The organism is Acidovorax sp. 99, assembly GCF_003096455.1.
Lineage (GTDB): Bacteria > Pseudomonadota > Gammaproteobacteria > Burkholderiales > Burkholderiaceae_C > Acidovorax > Acidovorax delafieldii.
Map to the genome: position 1 here is coordinate 2,202,465 of NZ_QEKU01000001.1, position 23,490 is coordinate 2,225,954.

General features: G+C 66.4%; 23 protein-coding genes. 9 read left to right on the forward strand and 14 right to left on the reverse strand.

What is annotated here, in order from left to right:
* The first annotated feature begins 2 nt into the window (after window positions 1-2).
* Both minE and yccS read left to right on the forward strand, forming a co-directional pair.
* Window positions 3-269, forward strand: coding sequence for a cell division topological specificity factor MinE (minE, locus tag C8C95_RS10335; RefSeq protein ID WP_015011987.1), 267 nt, complete (start codon window positions 3-5; stop codon window positions 267-269).
* A gap of 170 nt (window positions 270-439) precedes the next feature.
* Entirely contained in the window at window positions 440-2,638 is a 2,199-nt protein-coding gene (gene yccS, locus C8C95_RS10340; RefSeq protein WP_116748530.1) for a YccS family putative transporter, read from the forward strand.
* A gap of 40 nt (window positions 2,639-2,678) precedes the next feature.
* Here the strand turns inward: yccS and C8C95_RS10345 are convergent, their stop codons facing one another.
* Together C8C95_RS10345 and C8C95_RS10350 are read right to left on the reverse strand one after the other, a co-directional pair.
* Window positions 2,679-3,269 carry an MOSC domain-containing protein gene (locus C8C95_RS10345; RefSeq protein WP_116748531.1) on the reverse strand — a complete coding sequence of 197 codons (591 nt, stop codon included), beginning with the start codon at window positions 3,267-3,269 and terminating at the stop codon, window positions 2,679-2,681.
* Window positions 3,266-3,787, reverse strand: coding sequence for a flavin reductase family protein (locus C8C95_RS10350; protein WP_015011990.1), 522 nt, complete (start codon window positions 3,785-3,787; stop codon window positions 3,266-3,268). The genes C8C95_RS10345 and C8C95_RS10350 overlap by 4 nt, the downstream gene beginning before the upstream one ends.
* Before the next feature lie 104 nt (window positions 3,788-3,891).
* On the opposite strand from C8C95_RS10350, the gene C8C95_RS10355 reads away from it, so the two are divergent.
* Together C8C95_RS10355 and C8C95_RS10360 are read left to right on the forward strand one after the other, a co-directional pair.
* Window positions 3,892-4,683 (forward strand): alpha/beta hydrolase, encoded by a 792-nt coding sequence (locus C8C95_RS10355; protein WP_116748532.1) that lies wholly within the window; start codon window positions 3,892-3,894, stop codon window positions 4,681-4,683.
* 61 nt (window positions 4,684-4,744) lie between these two features.
* Entirely contained in the window at window positions 4,745-5,503 is a 759-nt protein-coding gene (locus C8C95_RS10360) for a YdcF family protein (RefSeq protein ID WP_056057075.1), read from the forward strand.
* A 45-nt stretch (window positions 5,504-5,548) separates the two neighbouring features.
* On the opposite strand, the gene C8C95_RS10365 is transcribed toward C8C95_RS10360, so the two are convergent.
* Window positions 5,549-6,124 (reverse strand): NAD(P)H-dependent oxidoreductase, encoded by a 576-nt coding sequence (locus C8C95_RS10365; protein WP_116748533.1) that lies wholly within the window; start codon window positions 6,122-6,124, stop codon window positions 5,549-5,551.
* A gap of 38 nt (window positions 6,125-6,162) precedes the next feature.
* The gene (locus tag C8C95_RS10370) at window positions 6,163-7,500 is read right to left on the reverse strand and encodes a D-amino acid dehydrogenase (protein WP_116748534.1); all 1,338 of its coding nucleotides are present in this window, start codon (window positions 7,498-7,500) and stop codon (window positions 6,163-6,165) included.
* A gap of 176 nt (window positions 7,501-7,676) precedes the next feature.
* Between C8C95_RS10370 and C8C95_RS10375 the strand changes: the two genes are divergently transcribed.
* The gene (locus C8C95_RS10375; RefSeq protein WP_056057711.1) at window positions 7,677-8,588 is read left to right on the forward strand and encodes a LysR family transcriptional regulator ArgP; all 912 of its coding nucleotides are present in this window, start codon (window positions 7,677-7,679) and stop codon (window positions 8,586-8,588) included.
* Between the two features lie 116 nt (window positions 8,589-8,704).
* Window positions 8,705-9,328 (forward strand): TetR/AcrR family transcriptional regulator, encoded by a 624-nt coding sequence (locus tag C8C95_RS10380; RefSeq protein WP_082522288.1) that lies wholly within the window; start codon window positions 8,705-8,707, stop codon window positions 9,326-9,328.
* Window positions 9,329-9,431: 103 nt separating this feature from the next.
* Here C8C95_RS10380 and C8C95_RS10385 read toward each other — a convergent pair whose 3' ends face one another.
* From C8C95_RS10385 to C8C95_RS10405, 5 genes are all read right to left on the reverse strand, one after another.
* A complete protein-coding gene (locus C8C95_RS10385) occupies window positions 9,432-10,370 on the reverse strand; it encodes a fasciclin domain-containing protein (RefSeq protein ID WP_099731587.1) in 939 nt (312 codons plus the stop codon).
* A gap of 55 nt (window positions 10,371-10,425) precedes the next feature.
* Window positions 10,426-10,881, reverse strand: a complete 456-nt coding sequence (locus C8C95_RS10390) for a fasciclin domain-containing protein (RefSeq protein WP_056057084.1) — start codon at window positions 10,879-10,881, stop codon at window positions 10,426-10,428.
* 192 nt (window positions 10,882-11,073) lie between these two features.
* Entirely contained in the window at window positions 11,074-11,496 is a 423-nt protein-coding gene (locus C8C95_RS10395; RefSeq protein ID WP_015011999.1) for a universal stress protein, read from the reverse strand.
* Window positions 11,497-11,609: 113 nt separating this feature from the next.
* Complete coding sequence (locus C8C95_RS10400) at window positions 11,610-12,455, reverse strand: metallophosphoesterase (protein ID WP_116748535.1); 846 nt, start codon at window positions 12,453-12,455, stop codon at window positions 11,610-11,612.
* A 12-nt stretch (window positions 12,456-12,467) separates the two neighbouring features.
* Window positions 12,468-13,445: a LysR family transcriptional regulator gene (locus C8C95_RS10405; protein WP_116748536.1), complete on the reverse strand. Its 978-nt coding sequence runs from the start codon at window positions 13,443-13,445 to the stop codon at window positions 12,468-12,470.
* A 137-nt stretch (window positions 13,446-13,582) separates the two neighbouring features.
* Here C8C95_RS10405 and C8C95_RS10410 point away from each other — a divergent pair, with 137 nt between their 5' ends.
* Entirely contained in the window at window positions 13,583-14,023 is a 441-nt protein-coding gene (locus C8C95_RS10410) for a hypothetical protein (RefSeq protein WP_116748537.1), read from the forward strand.
* Between the two features lie 188 nt (window positions 14,024-14,211).
* Here the strand turns inward: C8C95_RS10410 and C8C95_RS10415 are convergent, their stop codons facing one another.
* The 5 genes from C8C95_RS10415 to norR all read right to left on the reverse strand — a co-directional run bounded on the left by C8C95_RS10415 (window position 14,212) and on the right by norR (window position 20,307).
* A complete protein-coding gene (locus C8C95_RS10415; protein ID WP_116748538.1) occupies window positions 14,212-16,083 on the reverse strand; it encodes a phosphoenolpyruvate carboxykinase (GTP) in 1,872 nt (623 codons plus the stop codon).
* A gap of 305 nt (window positions 16,084-16,388) precedes the next feature.
* Window positions 16,389-17,096 (reverse strand): 7-cyano-7-deazaguanine synthase QueC, encoded by a 708-nt coding sequence (gene queC / locus C8C95_RS10420; RefSeq protein ID WP_116748539.1) that lies wholly within the window; start codon window positions 17,094-17,096, stop codon window positions 16,389-16,391.
* A gap of 91 nt (window positions 17,097-17,187) precedes the next feature.
* Window positions 17,188-17,334, reverse strand: a complete 147-nt coding sequence (locus C8C95_RS23685; RefSeq protein WP_165836532.1) for a hypothetical protein — start codon at window positions 17,332-17,334, stop codon at window positions 17,188-17,190.
* 74 nt (window positions 17,335-17,408) lie between these two features.
* Window positions 17,409-18,608, reverse strand: a complete 1,200-nt coding sequence (locus tag C8C95_RS10425) for a threonine ammonia-lyase (protein ID WP_116748540.1) — start codon at window positions 18,606-18,608, stop codon at window positions 17,409-17,411.
* A gap of 121 nt (window positions 18,609-18,729) precedes the next feature.
* Window positions 18,730-20,307 (reverse strand): nitric oxide reductase transcriptional regulator NorR, encoded by a 1,578-nt coding sequence (gene norR / locus C8C95_RS10430; RefSeq protein WP_116750235.1) that lies wholly within the window; start codon window positions 20,305-20,307, stop codon window positions 18,730-18,732.
* A gap of 238 nt (window positions 20,308-20,545) precedes the next feature.
* Between norR and C8C95_RS10435 the strand changes: the two genes are divergently transcribed.
* Entirely contained in the window at window positions 20,546-22,831 is a 2,286-nt protein-coding gene (locus C8C95_RS10435; protein ID WP_116748541.1) for a nitric-oxide reductase large subunit, read from the forward strand.
* Between the two features lie 77 nt (window positions 22,832-22,908).
* On the forward strand, window positions 22,909-23,337 hold the full coding sequence (locus tag C8C95_RS10440; protein WP_116748542.1) for a hemerythrin domain-containing protein: 429 nt from the start codon (window positions 22,909-22,911) through the stop codon (window positions 23,335-23,337).
* Window positions 23,338-23,490 lie beyond the last annotated feature (153 nt).

The following is a 23,490-nucleotide window of genomic DNA, read 5'->3' on the forward strand; positions in this document are numbered from 1 at the left end:
CCATGGCTTCTTTTCTGTCCTTCCTGCTCGGCGAGAAGAAAAAAACCGCCAGCGTTGCCAAGGAGCGGCTGCAGATCATCCTGGCGCACGAGCGCAACGGCCGCAATGCGTCCGAGCCCGACTACCTGCCCGCGCTGCAGCGCGAGCTGGTGGCGGTGATCTCCAAGTACGTCAAGATCAACCCCGACGACCTCAAGGTGCACCTGGAACGCCAGGACAACCTGGAAGTGCTGGAAGTCAAGATCGAGCTGCCCGATACCGTGCGATAGGCAGCCAATGCCACCGGGCCACGCACTCCCATCGTGCCCCGGTATCGCCCCAGACCCTGCCCCGCAACCCTGCGCGGCAGGGTTTCTTTTTGGGCCGGCGTGGCCTGATTTGGCCTGACAATTGCTAGATGTACTAGGGTAATCCCTAATTTTTCGGCAACAAGGCTCCTGTGGACACAACCTGGAAACTCAGCTGGCAGCGTGCACGCAACCACGAAGGCGTCACGCGCGGCGCGCGTGCCTTGGTGGCCTTGGCCGCCGTGCTGGCCTATGGCTGGTGGGCCGACTGGCAGGCCGAGTTGATGCCGGTGCTGCTGGGAGTGATCGCCAGCGCGCTCACCGAAACCGACGACAGCTGGCGCGGGCGCCTGCGTGCGCAGTGCCTGGCGCTGGCGTGTTTTGGCCTTATGGCGGGGGCAGTCTGGGCGGCGGTGTCGTGGCCCTGGGTGCTGATGGGGGTGATGGCGCTGCTGGCCTTCGGCATCACCATGCTGGGGGCGCTGAGCGAGCGCTACCGCGCCATTGCCTTTGGTTCGCTCATCCTGTTCATCTATGCGGGGCTGGCCGCCCACAGCAGCCGTGCGGGTGCGGGTGACGCCATCCCCCGCATGCTGGCGGGTGCGGCCTGGTACGGCGTGGTGTCGGTGCTGTGGCATGCCGTGCTGCCGCGTGCACCGGTGCGCTACCGCCTCGCCAAGCTCTACGCCATGCTGGGCGAATACCTGCGCCTGAAGGCGCTGTTGCTGGAGCCGGTGCGGGATGTGGATCTGGAGCGCCGCCGCATGGCGCTGGCACTGCACAACGGCCGCGTGGTGGACGCCCTCAACGCCACCAAGGAGAGCCTGATCAGCCGCATGGGTGCGGGCGCCCCCCCGCTGTGGCTGCAAACGGCCATGCACCAGTACCTGGCGGCGCAGGACGTGCACGAGCGCGTGAGTTCGTCCCACGAGCATTACGACCTGCTTGCCCAGTCGTTCTTTCACAGCGACGTGCTGTACCGCTGCCAGCGCGTGCTCACGCTGCTGGGCGAACAGGCGCTCAAGCTGTCGGTGGCCATCGAGGCGCAGTCGGTGCCCCAGCACTGGGGCGTGACGGCCCGTGCCATCGAGGACATGCAGGCCGCCGTGGCGCACCTGCAGTCCCAGGCGCAGCCCTCCGGTGCCGCGTCCCTTCCCGCCCAGTCCCGGGCGTTGCGGTCACTGCATGCGTTGGCCGACAACCTGACCGCACTGGCCGGGGTGTTTGCCGGTGCGCTGGCGCTGCCAGCTGGCAACGCCGAAGTGGCGGTGGACCACGCACTGTTTGACCGCGAGCCCCGCAGCCTGCGCGATGCCTGGGCGCGCCTGCGCTCGCACTGGCAGCTGCAGTCTCCCTGGCTGCGCCACAGCCTGCGGCTGAGCCTGTCCCTCATGGTGGGCTTTGCCCTCATGCAGGCCACGGCCGATCCGCACGGGTACTGGATCTTGCTGACCATCGTGTTCGTGAGCCAGCCGCAGTACGCGGCCACGCAGACGCGGCTGATGGAGCGCGCCAAGGGCACTGCCATGGGGCTTGCGCTGGGGTGGGCGGTGATCCAGCTGTTTCCGGGCGAGCTGGTGCAGGCCGCCTTGCTGGTGCTGGGGGGCGCGGTATTTTTTGGGGCGCGGCACACCCGCTATACCCTGGCTACGGCGGCTGTCACCACCTTGTTGCTGCTCAGCTTTCACCAGATGGGCGCGGCCAGCGGCGTGATCTCCGCGCGCCTGCTCGATACCGTGGTCGGCTGCGTGATCGCGGCCGTCGCCTCGTGGCTGGTGCTGCCGTCCTGGCAGTCGCGCCACTGGCCCCGGCTGGCCGCCCAGGTGCTGCAGACCCAGGCGTTGTACCTGCGGGAGATCCTGGCGCAGTACCAGGGTGGCAAGTGCGACCACCTGGCCTACCGCTTGGCCCGGCGCAATGCCCACAATGCGGATGCCGCACTGTCCAACTCGTACAGCGCCATGCTCAAGGAGCCCTTGCATGTACGTGGCAACGCCGAGGTGGTGGGGCATTTCCTGTGCCTGTCGCACACCCAGCTCAACTACCTGTCGGCACTCGGTGCCCAGCGCGGTGGTGCGGCGGCCCAGCCCATGGACGAGGCCACGCGCGAACTGGCGCAAAGCCTGCTGGCGTCCCTGCAGCAACTGGCGCTGGAGCTGGAGCGCGCGCAGCAGTCAGGCCGGGTGCGCAAATCCCACAGCGCCCCGGCAGTGGCCCAGGTACTGCGCGAGTGGGGCACGGTACCGGCAGCGCCCAGCGCGCACAGCCTCATGGCGGCGCAGCTGCAGCTGGTGGGCAAGGTGTTCCCACAGTTGCAGGCGCAGGCACGCCAGCTGGTGATCACGGAATAACCTGGGTGGAGTGCGGCGCGCGAAGGCTGCCGCAGCCGGGTCAGCGTGCGTGCTTGGCGAACTTGCCCGCAAATGCCTGGGCAATGCTCAGCCCGCGTTGCCCCGCGACCAGCGTGGCGGTCTGCCCGGCGGCGATGGTGCCAGGCCGGTCCACCGCCAGGTAGTAGCCGCAGCAGCCCGCCACCGCCATGGCGCGGCCGGCCTGGGCAAAACCCATCACGGCATTGAACTTGAAGCAGGGCTCGCGGGGGGCCGTCACTCGCAGCACGCAGTCCGGGAAATGCCACTCATCGCCCACAAACACCTCATGCTCCAGCGGTCCGTCAATGGTGAGGTTCTCGCCCATGAAGCCTGGTGGCAGCGCCTCGTCGAACAGGCTCACGCCCCGCTCGCGGCGCTGGGCCTGCCAGAACGCATAGTGCGCTGCGGGGTAGGCATACACCGCCTTGGCCAGACCGCCGTGCACGCTCAGGTCGGCCTGCTCGTCGCCCGCCAGCCCCAGTGGGCCCACAGACACGGGGTCGGTGACAGATGTTTTGCCGATGGCGGTAAGCACCGACCGCTCGCCCACCTTCAGGCGGCGGGCGGAGCCGACGTTCACGTGGCGTACGACGATGAAGGGCGCCGTCACAGCGGGTGCTCGGTGTAGAACTTGCCGCCGTGGTACAGCAGGGGCGACGCGCCCTCGCGGTGCTCGCAGCGCTCCACCTCGCCCACGAAGATGGTGTGGTCACCCTCCTTGTACTGGCTGCGGTTGAAGCACTCGAACGTGGCGGCGGCACCGGCCAGCAGCGGCGCGCCGCTGATACCGGGGCGGTGCTCCAGGCCGGCCCAGCGGTCGATGCCGCGGGTGGCGAACCGTTCGGCCAGGTCTTTCTGGTCCGCTGCCAGCACATGGATGGCGTAGTGTGAGCCGTTGGCAAACGCCGGCATGGTGCTGGCGCCATGCGACAGGCTCCACAGCACCAGCGGGGGCTCCAGCGACACCGAATTGAACGAGCTGGCCGTGAGCCCCACCAGTTCACCCGCGGCATTGCGGGCGGTCACGATGGTCACACCCGTGGCGAACATGCCCAGCGCATTGCGGAATTCGCGGGTCGAAAAGCTCGGCGGCAGGGCGAGGGCGGGGCGGGGGAGCGATGGGTTCACAAAAGCGGCGCCAGCGGTGGCGGCGTGGGGGCAAGCAACAGGACCTATTATCAGGCGCCACCCTCCGCTGCGCTGTTGCGGGGTTTACTTCTGCTTTTCACCGCATGGCTGCACTGCTCCCTACCTTCACCACCCTCGGCTCCGGCCCCACCGTGCTCATGCTGCACGATGCCGACGGCGACCATCTCACCTTTGCGCCCCAGGTGGAGACCCTGGCCACCGCTGGCTACCGGGCTGTGGCCTGGGACATGCCCGGCTATGGCCGCAGTGCGCCCGTAGAGCCCTACACCTTCAAGGCACTGGCACAAAGCTGTCTGGCGCTGATCGACGCGCTGCGCTGTGGCCCTGTCACGCTGGTCGGCCACGGCATGGGCGCCATGGTGGCGCTGGAGGCTGCGGTGCGCGATGCGTCCAAGGTGCGCCGCATGGTGCTGTGCGCGGGCGGCCCGGCGCTGGATGCCCAGGCCGTGCAAGACTGGGTGGCACCGCGCGAGCAGGCCCTCAAGGCCCTGGATGTGGGCGGCAGCATGGAACAACTGGCACAGACCCTGGTGCCGCAGTGCATCGGCACCGGCGCCCTGCCCGAAGGCGTGCGGCTGGCGGGCCATGCGCTGGGCCAGGTGTTCCCGGGCGCTTACCGCCGCGCCCTGGAGGCCCTGCCCACGTTTGACCGGGGCGCTGCCGCGCTGGCGCACCTGGCCATGCCGGTGCTGCTGGTAGGCGGCGATCAGGACCGGTGCACTCCCCCCGCAGCCCTCCAGGCGCTGGCCCAGGTGTTGCCCGATGCGCAGACGGTGCTACTGCCGCATGTGGGGCATTGGCCCCAGCTGGAAGACCCCGAGGGGTTTGACGCTGCGCTGCTCCATTTTCTGGCCCACCGGCGCACGCTGCACTGACCCATTTGATCTTGGCTCGCCCGGCCGCCGCGCCCGGGCATGAACGCTGCCTTCTTTCTCCATGTTGTTTGCCCTCAAGAAAATTCTGTCTGCGCTGCTGTTGCCGCCGGTGTCCAGCATCGTGCTGGCGCTGTTTGGCCTGTGGCTGGCGCGCTACCACCGTCGCACTGGCAACACGCTGGTGGTGCTTTCGCTGTTGTCGGTGCTGGTGTTGTCCTGGCCGCCGGTGTCGGACGCGCTGGTACGCAGCCTCGAGCGCTACCCCGCCGTCACGCCGCGCCAGTTGCCCGAGGCGAAGGTGCAGGCCATCGTGGTGCTGGGCGGCGGCGCCGACACCGTGGCGCCCGAATACGGGGTGGACGTGCTCAGCCGGGGCGCACGCGAGCGGGTTCGCTATGCCGCCTACCTGCAGCAACAGACCGGCCTGCCCATACTGGCCACGGGGGGCTCGACGGGCGGCACACGGGCCGAGGCCCTGGTGATGAAGGATGTGGTGGAGCGGGAGTTCAAGGGCCGCGTGCGCTGGACCGAAGTGGAGTCCCTCGACACCCGCAACAACGCCGAAAAATCGGCTGTCCTGCTCAAGGCCTCGGGCATCGAGCGCATTGCGCTCGTCACCCACGGCTGGCACATGGTTCGGGCGGCGAAGGACTTTGAACACGCCGGGCTGCAGGTGCTGCCTGCGCCCATGGGCTTCAAAGGGGGGCAGTCACGCAAGCTCTATCGCGTGCTGCCCCGCGCATCGGCCCTGTCCGACAGCAGCCTGGCGCTGCACGAGTGGCTGGGTATAGTGGCCCAGCGTGCTTCGCTGGACCGCTGAGAGCTCGTTGACGATCCCCTGAGAGATCGTCCACAGGCTCTGAGATCAGCCTGCAGCGGGTGTGACCAGAAAGCGGCTGGCCGCCTCCACCGCCTGCGCATCGGCCTGCACGGCGCCCGGGGTGCCGCCCTTGCCCCACAGGGCGCCGCCCCAGGTCATGGACAGGAACTGCGCACACAGCGCCACCGAATCGATCATGGGCTGGGCCTTGGTGCGGTCGCCGCTGGTGGTGATGAGAGACAGCGTCTTGCGGCCCATGGCGTCCTTGAAGTCCAGGCCGGGCACGCGCATCCAGGCGCTCCAGTGGTCGAGGTAGGTTTTGAGCGGCGAGGGGATGCTGTACCAGTACACCGGCGCCACCCAAACGATGTGGCTGGCGGCCAGCGTGGCGTCCAGAAGGGTTTTCATGTCGCCCTCAGGCGGTGCGTAGGTGCCGGTGGTGTGGCGCTGGTCCACAAAGGGCGGCAACTGCATGCGTGCGAGGTGGTGCCAGGTTTGCTCCGTGCCCGCAGGCAGGGCCGCTGCGGCCTGCCGCGCCAGCCATTCGGTGTTGCCGAGGTGGCCGGGTTCGCGGGTGGAGGTGGTGAGGAAGAGGTAATGGGGTGCAGACATGGCCGGCATCGTAGCGGCACCGGCCCGTGTCTGCAGGAGTCGCTACGTCAGGCCGGGACCACAGCGCGCGGCGCGCGCACGGCTTCGGCACCCAGAAAACCAAAGTTCATCGCAGGCTGTTCGCCGCTGATCAGCTCGGCCAGGGCCTTGCCCGAGCCTGCACCGTGCGTCCAACCCAGCGTGCCGTGGCCCGCGTTGACCCAGAGCTTGCCCACGCGGGTGCGACCGATGAACGGGATGTTGGTGGGCGTGGCGGGGCGCAGGCCGGTCCAGTACTGCGGGTTGCCGCCTTCCTCGGGCGTGCGGGTGTCGCACACGCCGGGCAGAATGGCCTCGATGCGGCGCGAGAGCATGTGGCAGCGCGCGCGGGCCAGGGAGCTGTCGAGGGTGAGGTCCCAGCCATTGAGTTCGATGGTGCCCGCCACGCGCAGGTAGTTGCCCAGGCGGCTCATGGCGATCTTCTTGCCGTCGTCGATGGTGGAGACCATGGGCGCGCCCTCGGGCTTGAGCAGCGGGAACGTGGCGCTGTAGCCCTTGCCAGGGTAGATCGGCAGGTCCACTCCCACGCTGCGCAGCAACGGTGCGCTGTACGAGCCGCAGGCCACCACGATGGCGTCCGCCTTCAATATGAAGTCTTTTTTGCCGCTTGCGCTAGTGGAATTTGGCATGACTGCTACTGAATCAATAGCATTACCAATCTTGTTCAGCCGCAGCACATCGTGGCCGTACAGGAACTGCACGCCGCGCGCTGCGCAGCGGCGGGCCAGTTCTTGGGTGAAGACCCGTGCATCGCCGCTCTCGTCGGTGCTGGTGTAGGTGCCGCCGGTGATCTTGTCGCCATAGGCCTTGAAGGCCGGTTCGATCTGCAGCAGCTCGTCGCGGCTCACCAGGCGGCGCTGTACGCCGTGCTTGCGCATCAGTTCGACCGCATGGCCTGCGGCGTCGAAGGATTTCTGGTCGGTGTAGAAGTGGGCAATGCCGCGTTCGAGCCGGTTGTATTCGATGCCCGTGGTTTTCACCAGGTCCTTCAGAGCCGCATGGCTGTAGGCGCCCAGCGCCACAATCTGCTGCACATTGCGCTCGAACGCCGCGTCGTTGCACTGCGCCATGAACTGCAGGCCCCAGCGCCATTGCTGCCAGTCCATCTGCGGGCGAAACAGCAGCGGCGCTTCCTTGTCGAACATCCACTTGAGCGCCTTGAGCGGCGCCTCGCGGTTGGCCCAGGGCTCGCAGTAGCTCACCGAGATCTGTGCTGCATTGGCAAAGCTGGTTTCGAGTGCTGCATCGGGCTGGCGGTCGATCACGATGACTTCGTGACCGCGTTCCAGCAGGTGCCACGCCGTGCTGATGCCGATGATGCCGGCGCCGAGAACAATGGTTTTCATATGCGGAATGCCTTGTGAGCCTTTGCGTGCCACACGCCCCAGTGCGGGACACGATGGGGCGCAGTGTGCGCGACATTGCATTCAACTAAAAGCAAAATTAAACTTACTCCAAAAACATCAGCGCACCTAATGAATAGCGCTGCGGAGACAACCCTCTTTTGTTCGAGTCCGAGACCATGAGCACCTACGATCCCGCCGCCCTGGAATGTCTTGCCGCCATCGTTGAAGAGGGCGGCTTCGAGCGCGCCGCGCAGCGCCTGAACGTCACGCAGTCGGCCGTCTCGCAGCGCCTGCGCGCGCTGGAGGCGCAGGTGGGCTCGGTGCTCATCGTGCGCAGCCGCCCGCTGCGGCCCACGTCGGCCGGGCAGCTGCTGCTCAAGCACACCAAGCAAATGCGCCTGTTGCGCGCCGACCTGGAGCGCGACCTGCAGGAGCTGGCGCCCAGCGCGCCGGGGGGCTCGCGCGAAGACGAGCGCATCTCGATCGCCATCAACGCCGACAGCATCGCCACCTGGGCCATGGGTGCGCTGCACGATCTGGTGCGCCAGCGCCTGCCGCTCGAAATCATCGTGGACGACCAGGATTTCACGCAGGAATGGCTGCGCTCGGGCCAGGTGCTGGGCTGTGTGACCACGCTCAAGCAGGCGCTGCGTGGTTGCAAGATGGTGCCGCTCGGCGCCATGCCCTATGTGGCGGTGGCGTCGGCCAGTTACGCGCAGCAGTATCTGCCGCAAGGGCTGACGCCCCACAACTTCCGCGACGTGTCGTTTCTGTCGTTCAACCGCAAGGACGACATGGCGGCCGAGTTTGTGGCCCGTGCGTTCGGGCTCAAGCGCGTGGCGCTCAACCACCTGTTTGTGCCGGGCTCTGAGGCGCAGATGCGTGCGGTGGCCGCTGGCTGGGCCGTGGGGGTGATGCCCGAGCTGATGGCGCGGCAGGCGCTGGCCGACGGCAGCATGGTGGACCTGGCCCCCGGCCGGTCGCTGCCGATCCAGCTGTACTGGCATTGCTGGAACCTGGAGTCCGAGCTGCTGGATGCATTGTCGGCAGCGCTGACGGGCGCCGCGGCCCAGGCGCTGGTGTCCTGACACGGCCTTGCTGTTCGCCACATGCGGGGCGCAAGGCACGGTTTGTGCTGTCAAAAACGTGAACGACGTAGTTGCATTGCAACTTAGTCATTTATTTTTTTACTGCAATGTATAAAATGGACGCCATGCAAACGCCGCAACCCAAAGTCTCTTTCAAGGAGCAGATGCATCAGGCCCGCGAGGATGCCATCCTCCAGTCCGCCTGCCGCCTGCTGGGCGAAAAAGCCTTCGACGCCATGACCATGGACGACGTGGCCAACGCCGTCGGTATCGCCAAGGCCAGCCTGTACAAGCATTTCTGCAGCAAGGAAGAGCTGTGCAGCGCCGCCATGGTGCAGATCCTGGGGCGCGTACAGGCTTATCTGGCAGGGTTGCCGGCCGACATGCCCCCGCTGGAAAAGCTGCATGCGCTGGTGCGCTGGTCGCTGGAGCGGCTGCTGACCAACGAGATGCCCCTGCTGCCGAGCCGCAACTCCACGCTGCGTGCGGTGCTCATGGCCAACAAGGACTACCTGAACGGACTGGTGGCCGTGAGCGACCAGATCGGCGAATGGATCACCCAGGCCCAGGCCCAAGGGGTGATCAGCCCCACGCTGCCGCCGCTGGTGGTGCTGTACACCCTGTACGCGCGCGCGTGTGACCCGGTGGTGAGCTTCCTCAAGGAAGGCGGGCAGTATTCGGACGCCGAAATCGTGGACCTGGTGGTGCGCACCTGTTTTGACGGCCTGGCGGCGCGTTGAGCCGGGCGGCCGCAGAGGCCACATCCAAAAAAAAGCCCGGCATGCCGGGCTTTTTGCTGTGTGGGTGCTGCGCCGGTGGGGCCAGGCAGCACCTGCAGTCCTGTCACTTGGGCAGGATCACCTTGTCCACCACGTGGATCACTCCATTGCTGGTGAATACGTCGGTGGCCACAATGCTGCTGGTGCGCATGTTCTGGTCGGTGATCACCAAGCTGGCGTTGATGGTGAAGGTCTGGCCCTGCACGGTGGTGATGGCGGTATTGACGGGCACTTCGGCCTTGAGCACGCGCGCGGGCACCACGTGGTAGGTCAGCACCTGGGTCAGCAGGGTCTTGTTGGCCAGCAACGCGTCCTTGGTCACGCCCAGCTCGGTCAGCAGCGCCGCAAACGCGGCGTTGGTGGGGGCAAACACAGTGAAAGGGCCAGCGCCTTGCAGTGTGCTCACCAGGCCCGCGGCCACTACGGCCTCGACGAGGATGCTGAAGTCCGGCAGGGCCGAGGCCGTGGCCACGATGTCCTTGTCGGCGGGCAGCAGCACCTTGTCCACCAGATGCACCACGCCGTTGCTGGCCTGGATGTCGGTGCTGGTGATGGTGCTCACGCGGTTGCGGCCGTCGGTGATCTTCAGGCCGTTGTTCGACTCGATCTTGAAGAAGCCGCCCGACACCGGCGTGATCGCCTTGCCCAGAGGCACATCAGCCCGCATCACCTTGCTGCCCAGCACGTGGTAGGTCAGCACGGCGGTCAGCAGGGGCTTGTTGGCCAGCAGCGCTTCCTTGGTCACGCCCAGTTCGGTCAGCAACGCCGCAAACGCCGCGTTGGTGGGCGCGAACACGGTGAGCGTGCCTGTGCTCAGCGTGGGCGCCAGGCCTGCTGCGACCACGGCTTCGACCAGGATGCTCAGCTCGGGAGTGTTTTGCGCCAGTTCGACGATGTTGCGCTGGGGTTCGTCGTCGCTGCCCCCGCAGGCCTGCAACAGGGTGGTGCTGGCGCCCAGGGCGGCGGCCATCAGGACGGTGCGGCGATTGAATACGGTGTTCATGGCGGCTTCTCCTCGTGAATGGATGGTGGGTGAAAAGAGCAGTGGTGCCTGTGGCTTACTTGGGCATCAGCACCGTGTCGATCGCATGGATCACGCCGTTGCTGGCGGCCACGTCGGCGGCGATGACCTTGGACTGGTCCACCATCACGCCCATGTTGGTGGTGACGGTGAGTTCCTGGCCTTGCACGGTCTTGACCTTGCCCGCCTTCACATCCTTGGCCATGACCTTGCCGGGCACCACGTGGTAGGTCAGCACCTTGGTCAGTGCGGCCTTGTCAGCCAGCAGGCCGTCCAGCGTGGCCTTGGGGATCTTGGCGAACGCTTCGTCGGTGGGGGCAAACACTGTGAACGGGCCGGGGCCCTTGAGGGTGTCCACCAGACCGGCGGCCTGCACGGCGGCTACCAGGGTCTTGAAGTTGCCCGCCTTCACGGCGGTATCGACGATGTCTTGCGCCATGGCGCTGAAGGTGGCGCCAGCGGTCAAAGCGAGTGCAATCAGGGTCTTCTTCATGGGTCGTTCCTCTCGGTTTCGATGGAAATGACACGCCAAGATGGGCGTGGCGCGAATGTATAACCATTTGGTACGAAAGTAAACTGATTGGTTATTCAATAACCCTTTAGTCGTAACGAGATGAAAAAAATGCCCTGCAAGGCAGGGCTTTGGGGTGGGCGTTGCGCCGTTGTGCGCTGTGGACCTGTGCGTTCAGCGAACGATCAGCAGCGGCACCTTGCTGTGTGCCAGCACCTGGGTGGTCACCGAGCCCATCACCAGCGTGGCGATGGCGCCATGGCCGTGCGAGCCCATGACCAGCAGGTCGAACTTGCCGGTGTCTGCCACCTTGGCAATGGTCTCGCCCACCGCGCCGACCTTGACGCTGCGCTTGGCATCCACCCCGTGGCGGCCCAGGAACTTGCACACCGGGGCGAGGATTTTTTCGGCTTCTTCAGCGTGGTAGTTGTCGACCACTTCCTTGCCCAGCGCGGCGCGTGCACGGGGAGGCAGCGGGGCCTGCACCGTCAGCACGGTGTAGGTGTGGGTGCCGCCCAGCAGTTCTTCGTGGGTGGCCAGGTAGGCCAGCATTTTCTTGGTGTAGGCGCTGCCATCGACAGCAAGCAGGATGTTCATGGTGTTCTCCGAAAAAGGATGAAGCAGACTACTCTGCGCGGGTGCCTGTTGTCTTGACCTGGGTCATGTTGTTCTGTTCGGCGCGTGGCGGATTCGTACGAACCGCGCACCGATCATACGGTGACCATGCAGCGCGGCTGAAACGCTATCTGCTCGCCCTTGCGCGCATAACCCAGCGGGTTGGCCACCACCCGGCACTGCCAGGCGGAGCCATCGCTGTGCGTGCCCTGGGCGGTGTAGTCGCTGGGCGCATGCAGGTGGCCGTGTAGCCACAGCGGGGTGTACATCAGCAGGTCGTCCAGCGCGTTGCAAAACCCAGCCGTGCCAGGCACCAGGCCGTAGCGGGGGTCGGCGCTGCGCAGGCTGGGCGCAAAGTGGGTGACAACCACGGTGGCACCGTCAAATGGCTGCTGCAGCGCATCGCGCAGCCACTGCTGGCAGACCAGCGCCTGATCGCGCATGGGTTCGGCCAGAAACGGCTCCGCGTGGCGCGTGCCACCGGTCTTGCGCAGGTAGAAGTTGGCCGCGCGAAAAGCCTTGTCGCGCAGCTTGAGCCGGCGCGTGAGGTCGGTGGTGCCTTCATGGTCGGCCAGCGCGTCGAAATCGCTCCAGAGCGTCGTGCCGACAAAGCGCACGCCTTGCAGCACCAGGGTTTCACGTTCGAGCCACGCAATGCCCAGGCGGTCGCAGGTCCGGCGCAGCCGCAGGTGCGCGGCATCGAAGTCCTGGGCGTCGTACTCATGGTTGCCGGGCACAAACAGCACGGGGGTCGGCCAGCCTGCATATTGGGACAACGGCGAAAACCGGGCCAGGCCGAAGTCGTCGTCGTCCAGTTGAGAGCCCTGCTGGTAGGAGCCCACGTCCCCCGCCAGCACCAGCACATCCGCGCCAGGGGCGGGCTCGGGCACAAAGTGGGGGTGTGCCTCCAGATGGAGGTCGGACAAAAGCTGGATATTCATCAGCCGTGCAGTCTAAGGCGTGCCGTGCAGGCCCTGCTCCGGAAAGGTGCGCCGGGCTGACCGTGCAAGTGCCTGCAGCAGCCAGGTCATCGCAGCCTGCTGCGGGCCGCGCCGGCGCCACAGGGCATCCACGTGCACGGCGGGCACGTCCAGCGGCAAAGCCCGTTGCACCAAGGCGTCGGCGATGCCGGTTACTGGCACAAAGTGGCGCGGCAGCACGGTCAGCAGGTCCGAGCCCGACACCACCCGACCGGCCGTGAAGAATTGGTTGACCGTGATCACCACCTTGCGCTCGCGGCCCAGCGACGCCAGGGCTTCGTCGATGAAACCAAAGGGCCGGCCCGAAAAACTCACCAGCATGTGCCGCGCAGCGCAGTAGGTGTCCAGTGTCAGGGGCGCGTCGGCCAGAGGGTGGCCCTGGCGCATCACGCACACGTATTCGCCGTCGTACAGCCGGCGGCTTTCAAAGGCGACCACGCCGCCTGATTGCGCCCGCGCGGTGAGGTCGGCCAGTGCCGCTGGAAAGTAACCCACAGCCATGTCGGCCGCCTCTTCTTCGAGCAGACGCCGGGGGTCGCGCGTGGTCAGTGGCAGCACGCGGATGGAGATGCCGGGGGCTTCGCGTTCGATGATCTCCACCAGGGCCGGCACCAGCGTCGCCGCCGTGGCATCGGCCATGGCCAGCACAAAGGTGGACTCCGCCGTTGCCGGGTCAAAGTGCCCCGGCGCCAGGGACTCCTGCAAATGGGCCAGGGCCTCGCGCACGGGCGGCCACAGGGCCAGCGCACGTGGCGTGGGCTCCACCCCCTGGCCGCTGCGCACCACCAGTTCATCGCCCACCACATCGCGCAGGCGCCGCATGGCATTGCTGACGGCCGGCTGGGTGATCGACAGCTTGTGCGCAGCCCGGGTGAGGCTGCGCTCGGCCATCACCTCGTCAAAGACGCGCAGCAGGTTCAGGTCCAGGGAGCGGAAGTTCAGGGGAGTCATGGTCACCCGAGAGCATATTCATCACTGATATGAATATCAATGATTCAAAATATAAACTTGAACATGCAAAGGGTAAACCCTAATATCACCCCATCGCCCGGCAATCTCGCCACAAGCGTTAGAAAAGGGAAACCGAAATGACCGCCTTTGCACACGTTGAGTACCCTACCGAACACCCCGGCGTTGTCCGCGCCGAAAACGCAGCCGCCGCTCTGAAGAGCGCTGCCGCCCATTTTGACGGCGCGCGTGGCGCAGCCTCCCTGCTGTTGGCCGCCGTGGTCTCCGCGCTGCTGGTGGTGGCCAACCAAGTCATCGACACCTGGACCGAAGGTCACCTGCTGGCTGCCTGGATGGTGCTGTGGCTCGTGGCCTTTGCGGCCCTGGCGCTCCTGACCAGCCCCGCCCGCCGCGCCGGTGTTGCGCTGCGCAGCACTGCGCTGGCATGGGCTGAAAGCCGCCGCCGCGCTGCTGAAGATCAGCGCACCTGGCAAGTCGCCCTGAAGGACCCACGGATCATGGCTGAACTGAACCATGCCATGGGCATCCCCACGGTGAACAGCATCCGCAAGTACTACTGAAGCATTTGCGCGGCGCACGCTGCGCAGAGACTCCGATTCAAAGCCGTGGCCGACGCCACGGCTTTTTTTATGCCCCGTTGCGCCCCGTGCAGTGTGCTCTTGCAGTGTCCGCACGCGAAAAAAAAAGCCGCCCCGCAAGAGCGGGACGGCTTTGAATGGTCAGCTTCCTTGACTCAATGTCGTAGCAGTCAGGCTGCCAAACGCTTTTGCAGTTGCGCCTTGGTATCGAGCAGCGCCTTTGGCAGGTGGTAAGCCAGCTGTTCGAAGTGCGCATCGTGCAGCTTGAACTCTTCGGCCCAGGCCGCCTTGTCGATGCTGGTCACGGCGCCAAACTTCTGGGCGCTGAAGTCCAGGCCCGTCCAGTTGATCTCTGCGTACTGCGGGGCCACGCCGAACATGGTTTCCTGGCCTTGGGCCTGGCCTTCGATGCGGTCAATCATCCACTTGAGCACGCGCATGTTGTCGCCATAACCGGGCCAGACGAACTTGCCAGCCTCGTCCTTGCGGAACCAGTTCACGCAGAACACCTTGGGCAGCGCCTTGCCGGTGGCGGCAATCTTGCCTTCCATGTTGAGCCAGTGCTGGAAGTAGTCGCTCATGTTGTAGCCGCAGAACGGCAGCATGGCGAACGGGTCGCGGCGCACCACGCCCTGGGCGCCAAACGCAGCGGCAGTGGTCTCGGAGCCCATGGTGGCAGCCATGTACACACCTTCGGTCCAGCTACGGGCTTCGGTCACCAGCGGCACCGTGGTCGAGCGACGGCCGCCGAAGATGAAGGCATCGATGGCCACGCCATTGGCGTCGTCCCACTGGGCGTCCAGTGCGGGGTTGTTGGTGGCAGCCACCGTGAAGCGCGAGTTGGGATGGGCGGCCTTGGCGCCGGTTTCCTTGGCGATCTGGGGCGTCCAGTCCTTGCCTTGCCAGTCGATCAGGTGGTCGGGCAGCTTGCCCGTGTCCTTTTCCATGCCTTCCCACCAGACGTCGCCGTCGTCCGTCAGGGCCACGTTGGTGAAGATCACGTCCTTGTCCAGGCTGCGCATGCAGTTGGGGTTGGTGTGCATGTTGGTGCCGGGAGCCACGCCGAAGTAGCCAGCCTCGGGGTTGATGGCGTACATCTTGCCATCGGCATGGGGCTTGATCCAAGCGATGTCATCACCGATGGTGGTGACCTTCCAACCGGCAAAGCCCGCCTCGGGCGGCACCAGCATGGAGAAGTTGGTCTTGCCGCAGGCGCTGGGGAAGGCCGCTGCCACGTGGTACTTCTTGCCTTGGGGGTTGGTCACGCCCAAGATAAGCATGTGCTCGGCGAGCCAGCCCTGGTCGCGGCCCATGGTGGATGCGATGCGCAGGGCCAAGCACTTCTTGCCCAGCAGCGCGTTGCCGCCGTAGCCCGAGCCGTAGGACCAGATCTCGCGTGTTTCGGGGTAGTGCACGATGTACTTGACCTTGGGGTTGCAAGGCCAGCTGGTCGTGTCCTTCTCGCCTTCGGCCAGGGGCGCGCCCACGGTGTGCATGCAAGGCACGAACTCGCCTTCCACACCCAGCACGTCGTACACGGCCTTGCCCATGCGGGTCATCAAGCGCTGGTTCACGGCCACGTAGGCGCTGTCGGTCAGCTCCACGCCGATGTGGGCGATGTGGCTGCCCAGTGGGCCCATGCTGAACGGCACCACGTACATGGTGCGGCCCTTCATGCAGCCGTCAAACAGCGGCTGCAGCGTGGCGCGCATTTCAGCGGGAGCCATCCAGTTGTTAGTGGGGCCGGCGTCTTCTTTGGCGGCCGAGCAAATGTAGGTGCGGTCTTCCACACGGGCCACGTCCGATGGATCGGACCAGGCCAGGAAGCTGCCGGGGCGCTTGGCGGGGTTCAGCTTCTTGAAGGTGCCGGCATCGACCAGCTGCTGGCACAGGCGGTCGTACTCTTCCTTGGAGCCATCGCACCAGTAGATGCTGTCGGGTCTGCACAGGGCGGCCATGTCGGCCACCCAGGCGAGCAGCCGGGCGTTTTTGACGTAAGCGGGGGCGTTGAGATTCAGGCCCTGCATCGTGGGTGCGTTCATCGGGGAGCTTCCTAAGTTGAAAAAACGTTTTTTCAAAGGAAGCGGACCGGGCGGGTCACGGCGAGGCCTGGCGCAGTTGCGGTGCTGAGCGCTGCCTTTGAAAAAACGGCTTTCGTGCTCAGTCGGCGGGCGGGAGCGTGTGTCAGCCCCACGGGTGGAGGCTAGTTCCACGGATTCCGCGGGTCGGCTGGGATGTCAATTTTATGAATCTGCCGCCGGTTTGTCTGTCAGACAGGGGTCAAAACCATGCAAAAATAACATAGGTTTATGCATGGTTCTTGCCCCCATCTTCGTGGACTTTGGGACTAGGCGGTCGTGGCACCGCTCCAGCGCTCATAGCCGCTTTTGCGCAGCGCGCAGGCCGGGCAGGTGCCGCAGCCGTAGCCCCACGCATGCAGCGTGTCGCGCACGCCGTGGTAGCAGGTGTGCGAGTCGTTCACGATCAGATCGACCAGTGCCTGCCCACCGAGGGCCCGGGCCAGTTCCCAGGTCTCGGCCTTGTCCAGCCACATCAGCGGGGTATCGAAGGTGAAACGCTGTCCCATGCCCAGCGACACCGCGACCTGCAGCGCCTTGAGCGTGTCGTCACGGCAGTCGGGGTAGCCCGAAAAGTCGGTCTCGCACATGCCGCCCACCAGGGTGTGCAGGCCCCGCCGGTAGCCCACGGCGGCCGCCAGCTGGAAGAACAGCAGGTTGCGCCCGGGCACAAAAGTGTTGGGCAGGCCGGCGGCGGTCATCTGGATCTCGGTGTCGCTCGTCAGCGCCGTGTCGCTGATGTGGCCCAGGACCGCCAGGTCCAGCATGTGGTCATCGCCCAGCCGGGCGTTCCACTGTGGAAACTGCGCGCGCAGCGATGACAGCACCGTCTGCCGCGCCTGCAGTTCGATATGGTGGCGCTGGCCATAGTCAAAGCCGATGGTTTCGACATGGGCAAAGTTCTCCAGGGCCCAGGCCAGGCAGGTGGTGGAGTCTTGGCCTCCGGAAAAGAGGACGAGTGCGTGTCCGGGTCTCATGGGGGTTCTCCAGGTCAAACGAGGATGGGAGTGGGGCTGGACGAAAAAAAGCCCCGCACTGCGGGGCTGTGGTGGAGGCCTGCCGGAGCGGTCAGGCCATCATCACGGCGATGAACGCCAGCAGGAACATCATGATGCCGCCCACCACCGGCAGCACCACGGGGACCACGTGAACGACGTTTTCCACAGGGTCGTTCGATGGTGTTGCGGGGGCGTGCGAGGTGTTGTGGTCAGACATGGTGGGCTCCAGATGCTTAAAACTTGCGCAATTCTAGCCGCGAGAACCTGCGTGGGGCGCAAAACCCTGTGGTCTCAGATCAGGTCGGCCTGCATGCCCGCCGTGCGGAGCTGTCCCAGCACCTCATCCACATGGGGCTTGCCCCGGGTTTGCAGCACCAGTTCGATCTCCACGTTCTGCGCGGCCAGCATGGTGAAGGCGCGCTGGTGGTGCACTTCCTCGATATTGGCGCCCGCGTCGGCCACGGTGGCGGTGATGCGCGCCAGCACGCCGGGCACATCGCGTGCGCTGACCTTGATGCGCGCCAGGCGCCCCGAGCGCACCATGCCGCGCTCGATGATGGCCGCCAGCAGCAGCGGGTCGATGTTGCCGCCACACAGCACCAGGCCCACGCGCTTGCCCCGGAAGCGTTCGGGGTAGCGCACCAGCGCCGCCAGGCCGGCGGCGCCTGCGCCTTCGACCAGGGTCTTTTCGATCTCCAGCAGCATCAGCACCGCCTGCTCGATGTCGCCCTCGTCCACCAGCACCAGGTCGTCCACCAGGCGCTTGACGATCTCCTGCGTGATCTTGCCCGGCGTGCCCACGGCAATGCCCTCGGCGATGGTTGATGTGCCCTGCGGGTGGTGCGTGCCCTTGACCGCGTTGACCATGGCCGGGAAGCGCATGGTCTGCACGCCGATGACCTCGATGCCGGGCTTGATCGCCTTGGCCGCCGTCGCCACACCCGAGATCAGCCCGCCGCCGCCCACGGCAATCACCAGCGTGTCCAGTTCGGGCACGGCTTGCAGCATCTCCAGGCCCAGCGTGCCCTGGCCGGCGGCCACGCCTTCATCGTCATACGGGTGCACAAAGGTCAAGCCCTGCGCATCGGCCAGCGCGTAGGCGTGGGCGCGTGCCTCTTCCAGGGTGTCGCCATGCAGCACCACCTCGGCGCCAAAACCGCGCGTGCGCTCCACTTTCACACCGGGGGTAAAACGCGGCATCACGATCACGGCGCGCAGGCCCAGTTGCTGCGCGTGATAGGCCACGCCCTGGGCATGGTTGCCGGCGCTCATGGCCACCACACCCCGCGCACGCTCCTCGTCCGTCAGCAGCGTGAGCCGGTTGCAGGCGCCGCGCTCTTTGAAGGACGCGGTGAACTGCAGGTTCTCGAACTTGAGGAAGACCTGCGCGCCCACGATCTGCGAGAGCGTCTTGGATTCCACACAGGGGGTGTCCAGCACCTGGCCTTGCAGGCGGGTGGCGGCGTCGCGGATGTCTTGGAGGGTCAGCATGGGCCGATTGTGGCGCAACGCGGGCCGGTGGAGCACTGTGGCGGGTGCCGGGCAAGAAATTGAATGAAAAGTGCCGCAAGCGCTAGAAATTCATGCACTGTTTGCTATCAATTTTGATTCTCTATTTGAGGCCCAGCCTGCGCGCCAGTTTGTGCAGGTTGCTCGCGTCCACCTCCAGCGCACGCGCGGCCTGGGCCCAGTTGCCCTGGTGGCGCGCCAGGGCCTGCGTGATGGCGTGCCGTTGGCAGGCATCCACGGCATCGCGCAGCGGGCTGTCGGCGGTGTTTGGGGTGGTGGCGGTCGCGGGCAGCTCTGCCGCCGGGGTGGGGGCGCTGGTGTTCAGCGGGGCATGGGCCGCGCTGGCCGCGTCGGCGTCCAGGTCGAGCAGCGCGGGCTCCAGCGTCACGATGTCGGCGCGGCTAACGCCCCGGCTCAGGGCCTTGAGCGCCGCGCGGCTGACCACATGCTCCAGCTCGCGGATGTTGCCCGGCCAGGGGTAGCGGCGCAGTGCATCCTGCGCGCTGGCCGACAGCCGCAGGCTGCGCAGGCCCAGGCGCGCGCGGTTCAGTTCCAGAAAACGACCTGCCAGCAGCAGCACATCGTTGCCCCGTTCGCGCAGCGGCGGGATGGGCACGGGGTACACCGACAGCCGGTGGTACAGGTCGGCGCGGAACGCGCCGTCGCGCACCTGCTCGCGCAGGTTGCGGTTGGTGGCGGCGATCACGCGCACGTCCACGCGGCGCGGGCGGTCGGCGCCCAGGCGCTGGATCTCGCCGTTCTGCAGCGTACGCAGCAGCTTGGCCTGCACGGCCAGCGGCAACTCGCCCACCTCATCAAGGAACAGCGTGCCGCCCTCGGCCGCCTCGAAGCGCCCTGGCCGGTCGGCCACCGCGCCGGAGAACGCACCGCGCACGTGGCCAAAGAGTTCGCTCTCGGCCAGGGACTCGGGCAGCGCCGCACAGTTCACGTGCACCAGGGGCTTGGTGCGGCGCGTGGACTGGCGGTGCAGCAGGCGCGCGAACAGCTCCTTGCCCACACCAGTTTCGCCCAGCAACAACACGGGCAGGTCCGAGCCCGCCACCACCTCCAGCTCGTGCAGCAGGCGCAGCAGGGGCTCGCTCTGGCCGACGATCTCCATGTCGCCATCGCCCGCGCGGGTGGTGCGCTCGTCGTCAGCGCTGCGGGTGTGGGGGGCGCTGCGCAGCGCCTGCACCTCGCGCTCCAGCCGCGAGATGCGCACGGCCGCCTCCACCAGCACCTTGCAGTCGGCCAGCGCGGCGCGCGCGGCGTCGCCGAAGGTGCCGGTCTGCAGTGCGTCCAGCGTCAGCAGGCCCCAGGGCTGGCCGTCCACCCACAGGCTCACGCCCATGCAGTCGTGCACGGGCAGGGGCTCGCCCACCAGGGTGTCGAGCAGGCCGTCGTAGGGGTCGGGCAGGGTGCTGTCGTGGTCGAAGCAGGTCACCTCGCGCCGCGCCAGGATGGCCGCGAGCCGGGGGTGCTGGCTGACCACAAAGCGCCGGCCCAGCGCCTCGCGCACCAGGCCCTCCACGGCCACGGGGCGCAAGTGGTCTTCTTCCAGCTGCAGCAGGGCCACGGCGCCGCAGTGAAAGCGGGTGCGCAGGTGGTCCACCAGCCGCTGCAGGCGCACAGCCTGGGGCAGGTCGGTGGCCAGGTCGGCCAGCAGGGGGCTATGGTCCATGGTGATATTCACCTTAAATGGGTGAATTAGACCCCATTTGAGAAGGGTCAAAAAAACCATGACCGGTGTAAGTGGTTGATTTGATAGGCCTGCAGCGCTGGCCCGGCGCTTGCGATGTGGGCAGTGACACCGATTCACTCGTTCCGAAAAGCCATGACCACAAGACCCCGACCCCATGCCGCCAGCGCACGCTGGCGCCGCCCCTTCGTTGTTGTTCTGTTGAGGCAGGAGGCCCGCCATGGGTAACTACCGCAAGCTCTGGTTCACGCTGATCGGCGTGCTCATCGTCACCTTCAGCCTGTTGGGCTATTACGGCGCCGAGGTCTACCGCACCGCGCCGCCCATTCCCGCGAAGATCGCCACCGCCGGAGGCGAAGTTCTCTACACCCACGACAGCATCCTCGACGGCCAGACCGCCTGGCAGTCGGTGGGGGGCATGCAGCTGGGTTCCATCTGGGGCCACGGCGCCTACCAGGCCCCCGACTGGACGGCCGACTGGCTGCACCGCGAGCTGCTCAACTGGCTGGAAGTGGCGTCCGAGCGCACCCACGGCAAGCCTTTTGCGGACATCGACACGGCCGCGCAGGCGGTGCTGCGCGACCGCATGAAGACCGAGTACCGCACCAACACCTACCACCCCGCAACAGGTGTGGCCACGGTGTCCTCGGTGCGGGCCGATGCAATCGCGATGACCGCGCTGTACTACGACCAGCTCTTCAGCGAAGCGCCCGCGCTGCACAAGACCCGCGAGCATTTCGCCATGAAGGAGAACACCCTGCCCAGCGCCGAGCGGCGCGCGCAGATGATGGGCTTCTTCTTCTGGACGGCCTGGGCCGCTGCCACCGAGCGCCCCGGCACCACGGCAACGTACACCAACAACTGGCCCCACGAGCCGCTGATCGGCAACCAACCCACCGCTGAGAACATGGTCTGGTCGGTGATGAGCGTGGTCGTGATGATGGCGGGCGTGGGCTTCCTCGTGTGGGGCTGGTCCTTCCTGCGCAAGCACGACGAGGTGGAACCCACGCCACCCCAGCACGACCCGCTCTCGCGTGTGCCGCTCACGCCGTCGCAGCGCGGGCTGGGCAAGTATTTGTTCCTCATCGCGGCGCTGTTCAGCTTCCAGGTGCTGCTGGGCGGCTTCACCGCGCACTACACGGTGGAAGGCCAGCAGTTCTACGGCATCAACGTGTCACAGTGGTTCCCGTATTCGCTGGTGCGCACCTGGCACATCCAGAGCGCGCTGTTCTGGATCGCCACGGGCTTCCTGGCGGCGGGCCTGTTCCTCGCGCCGCTCATCAACGGTGGCAAGGACCCGGCCTGGCAGAAGCTCGGTGTGGACATCCTGTTCTGGGCGCTGGTCGTGGTGGTGGTGGGCTCGTTCGTCGGCAACTACCTGGCCATCGCACAGATCATGCCGCCCGAGTGGAACTTCTGGCTGGGCCACCAGGGCTATGAATACGTGGACCTGGGCCGCCTGTGGCAGATCGGCAAGTTCACCGGCATCGCCTTCTGGCTGGTGCTCATGCTGCGCGGCATCGTGCCGGCGCTGCGCACCCCCGGCGGCGACAAGAACCTGCTGGCGCTGCTGACGGCGTCGGTGGTGGCCATCGGCCTGTTCTACGGCGCGGGCTTCTTCTACGGCGAGCGTACCCACCTGTCGGTGATGGAGTACTGGCGCTGGTGGGTGGTGCACCTGTGGGTCGAGGGCTTCTTTGAAGTGTTCGCCACCACGGCGCTGGCCTTCATCTTCTCGACGCTCGGCCTCGTGTCGCCACGCATGGCCACGGCCGCCAGCCTGGCCTCGGCCTCGCTGTTCATGCTGGGCGGCGTGCCCGGCACCTTCCACCACCTGTACTTCGCGGGCACCACCACGCCGGTGATGGCCGTGGGCGCATCGTTCAGCGCGCTGGAAGTGGTGCCCCTGGTGGTGCTGGGCCACGAGGCCTGGGAACACTGGCGCCTGCAGCACCGCACGCCCTGGATGGCCCGCCTGCGCTGGCCGCTGATGTGCTTCGTGGCCGTGGCCTTCTGGAACATGCTGGGCGCGGGTGTCTTCGGCTTCATGATCAACCCGCCCATCTCGCTGTACTACGTGCAGGGCCTGAACACCACGCCGGTGCATGCCCACGCCGCGCTGTTCGGGGTGTATGGCTTCCTGGCGCTGGGCTTCACGCTGCTGGTGCTGCGCTACATCCGGCCGCAGCTGGTGTTCAGTGAGCGGCTCATGACGACGGGCTTCTGGTGGCTCAATGCCGGCCTGGTGCTGATGATCGCCACCAGCCTGCTGCCCATCGGCTTGTTCCAGTTCCACGCCAGCGTGAGCGAAGGCCTGTGGTACGCCCGGGGTGAGGCCTTCATGCAGCAGCCTTTCATCCAGACGCTGCGCTGGGTGCGCACCTTCGGCGACGTGGTCTTCATTGTCGGCGCGCTGGCCATGGCCTGGCAGGTAGTAAGCGGCGTGTTTGGCTCGCGGGCCCCTGCTGCCAACGCTGGCGCCTACCTCGCGGAGACCCGCCGCTGATACGCCACCGACCTGCGCCGCGCGCCACCCCCCTCGGCGGCAGCGCAGGTCCTTCATTCATCCCACAAGGAGTGAGCATGAACCTCGACAAATTCAAGCACCAGCACACCGACATCCTGCGCAGCATCGCCACCTTGCGCGCCCTGGCCCAGGCGGGCGTGGAAGGCAATGCCCGCGCCATCGCGCAGGGCATCGTGGCCATGAGCGGCACCATCAAGCTGCACCTGGCCGTGGAAGACCAGGTGCTGTATCCCGCACTGCAGCGTGGCGCCAACCCCGAACTGGCGCGCCTGGGCCGCCAGTACCAGAGCGAGATGGCCTCGATTGCCAGCGCCTACGACGCCTTCGCGCGCCGCTGGAACACGGCCGAGAACGTGCGCCGCGATGCGCAGGATTTCCGCAATGAGGCCAACGTGGTGCTGCGCCGGGTGTTCGAGCGCATGCAGCGCGAAGACCACGACTTTTATCCCCGCATCGAGGAGGAAGAAACCGCCGCCTGCCATTGAGCGCCAACGAGAGCGCAGCCCGGCCGCAGCGGTGTGGCCCCATGGCCCACAACCCCCCAAGAAAAACAACCCACCCTTTTCTTACGCACCCCTGGTGCGCCAGCGTGCCATCACACGCACCCCCATCCATCGGTAGGGCCTGACGGCACCTTC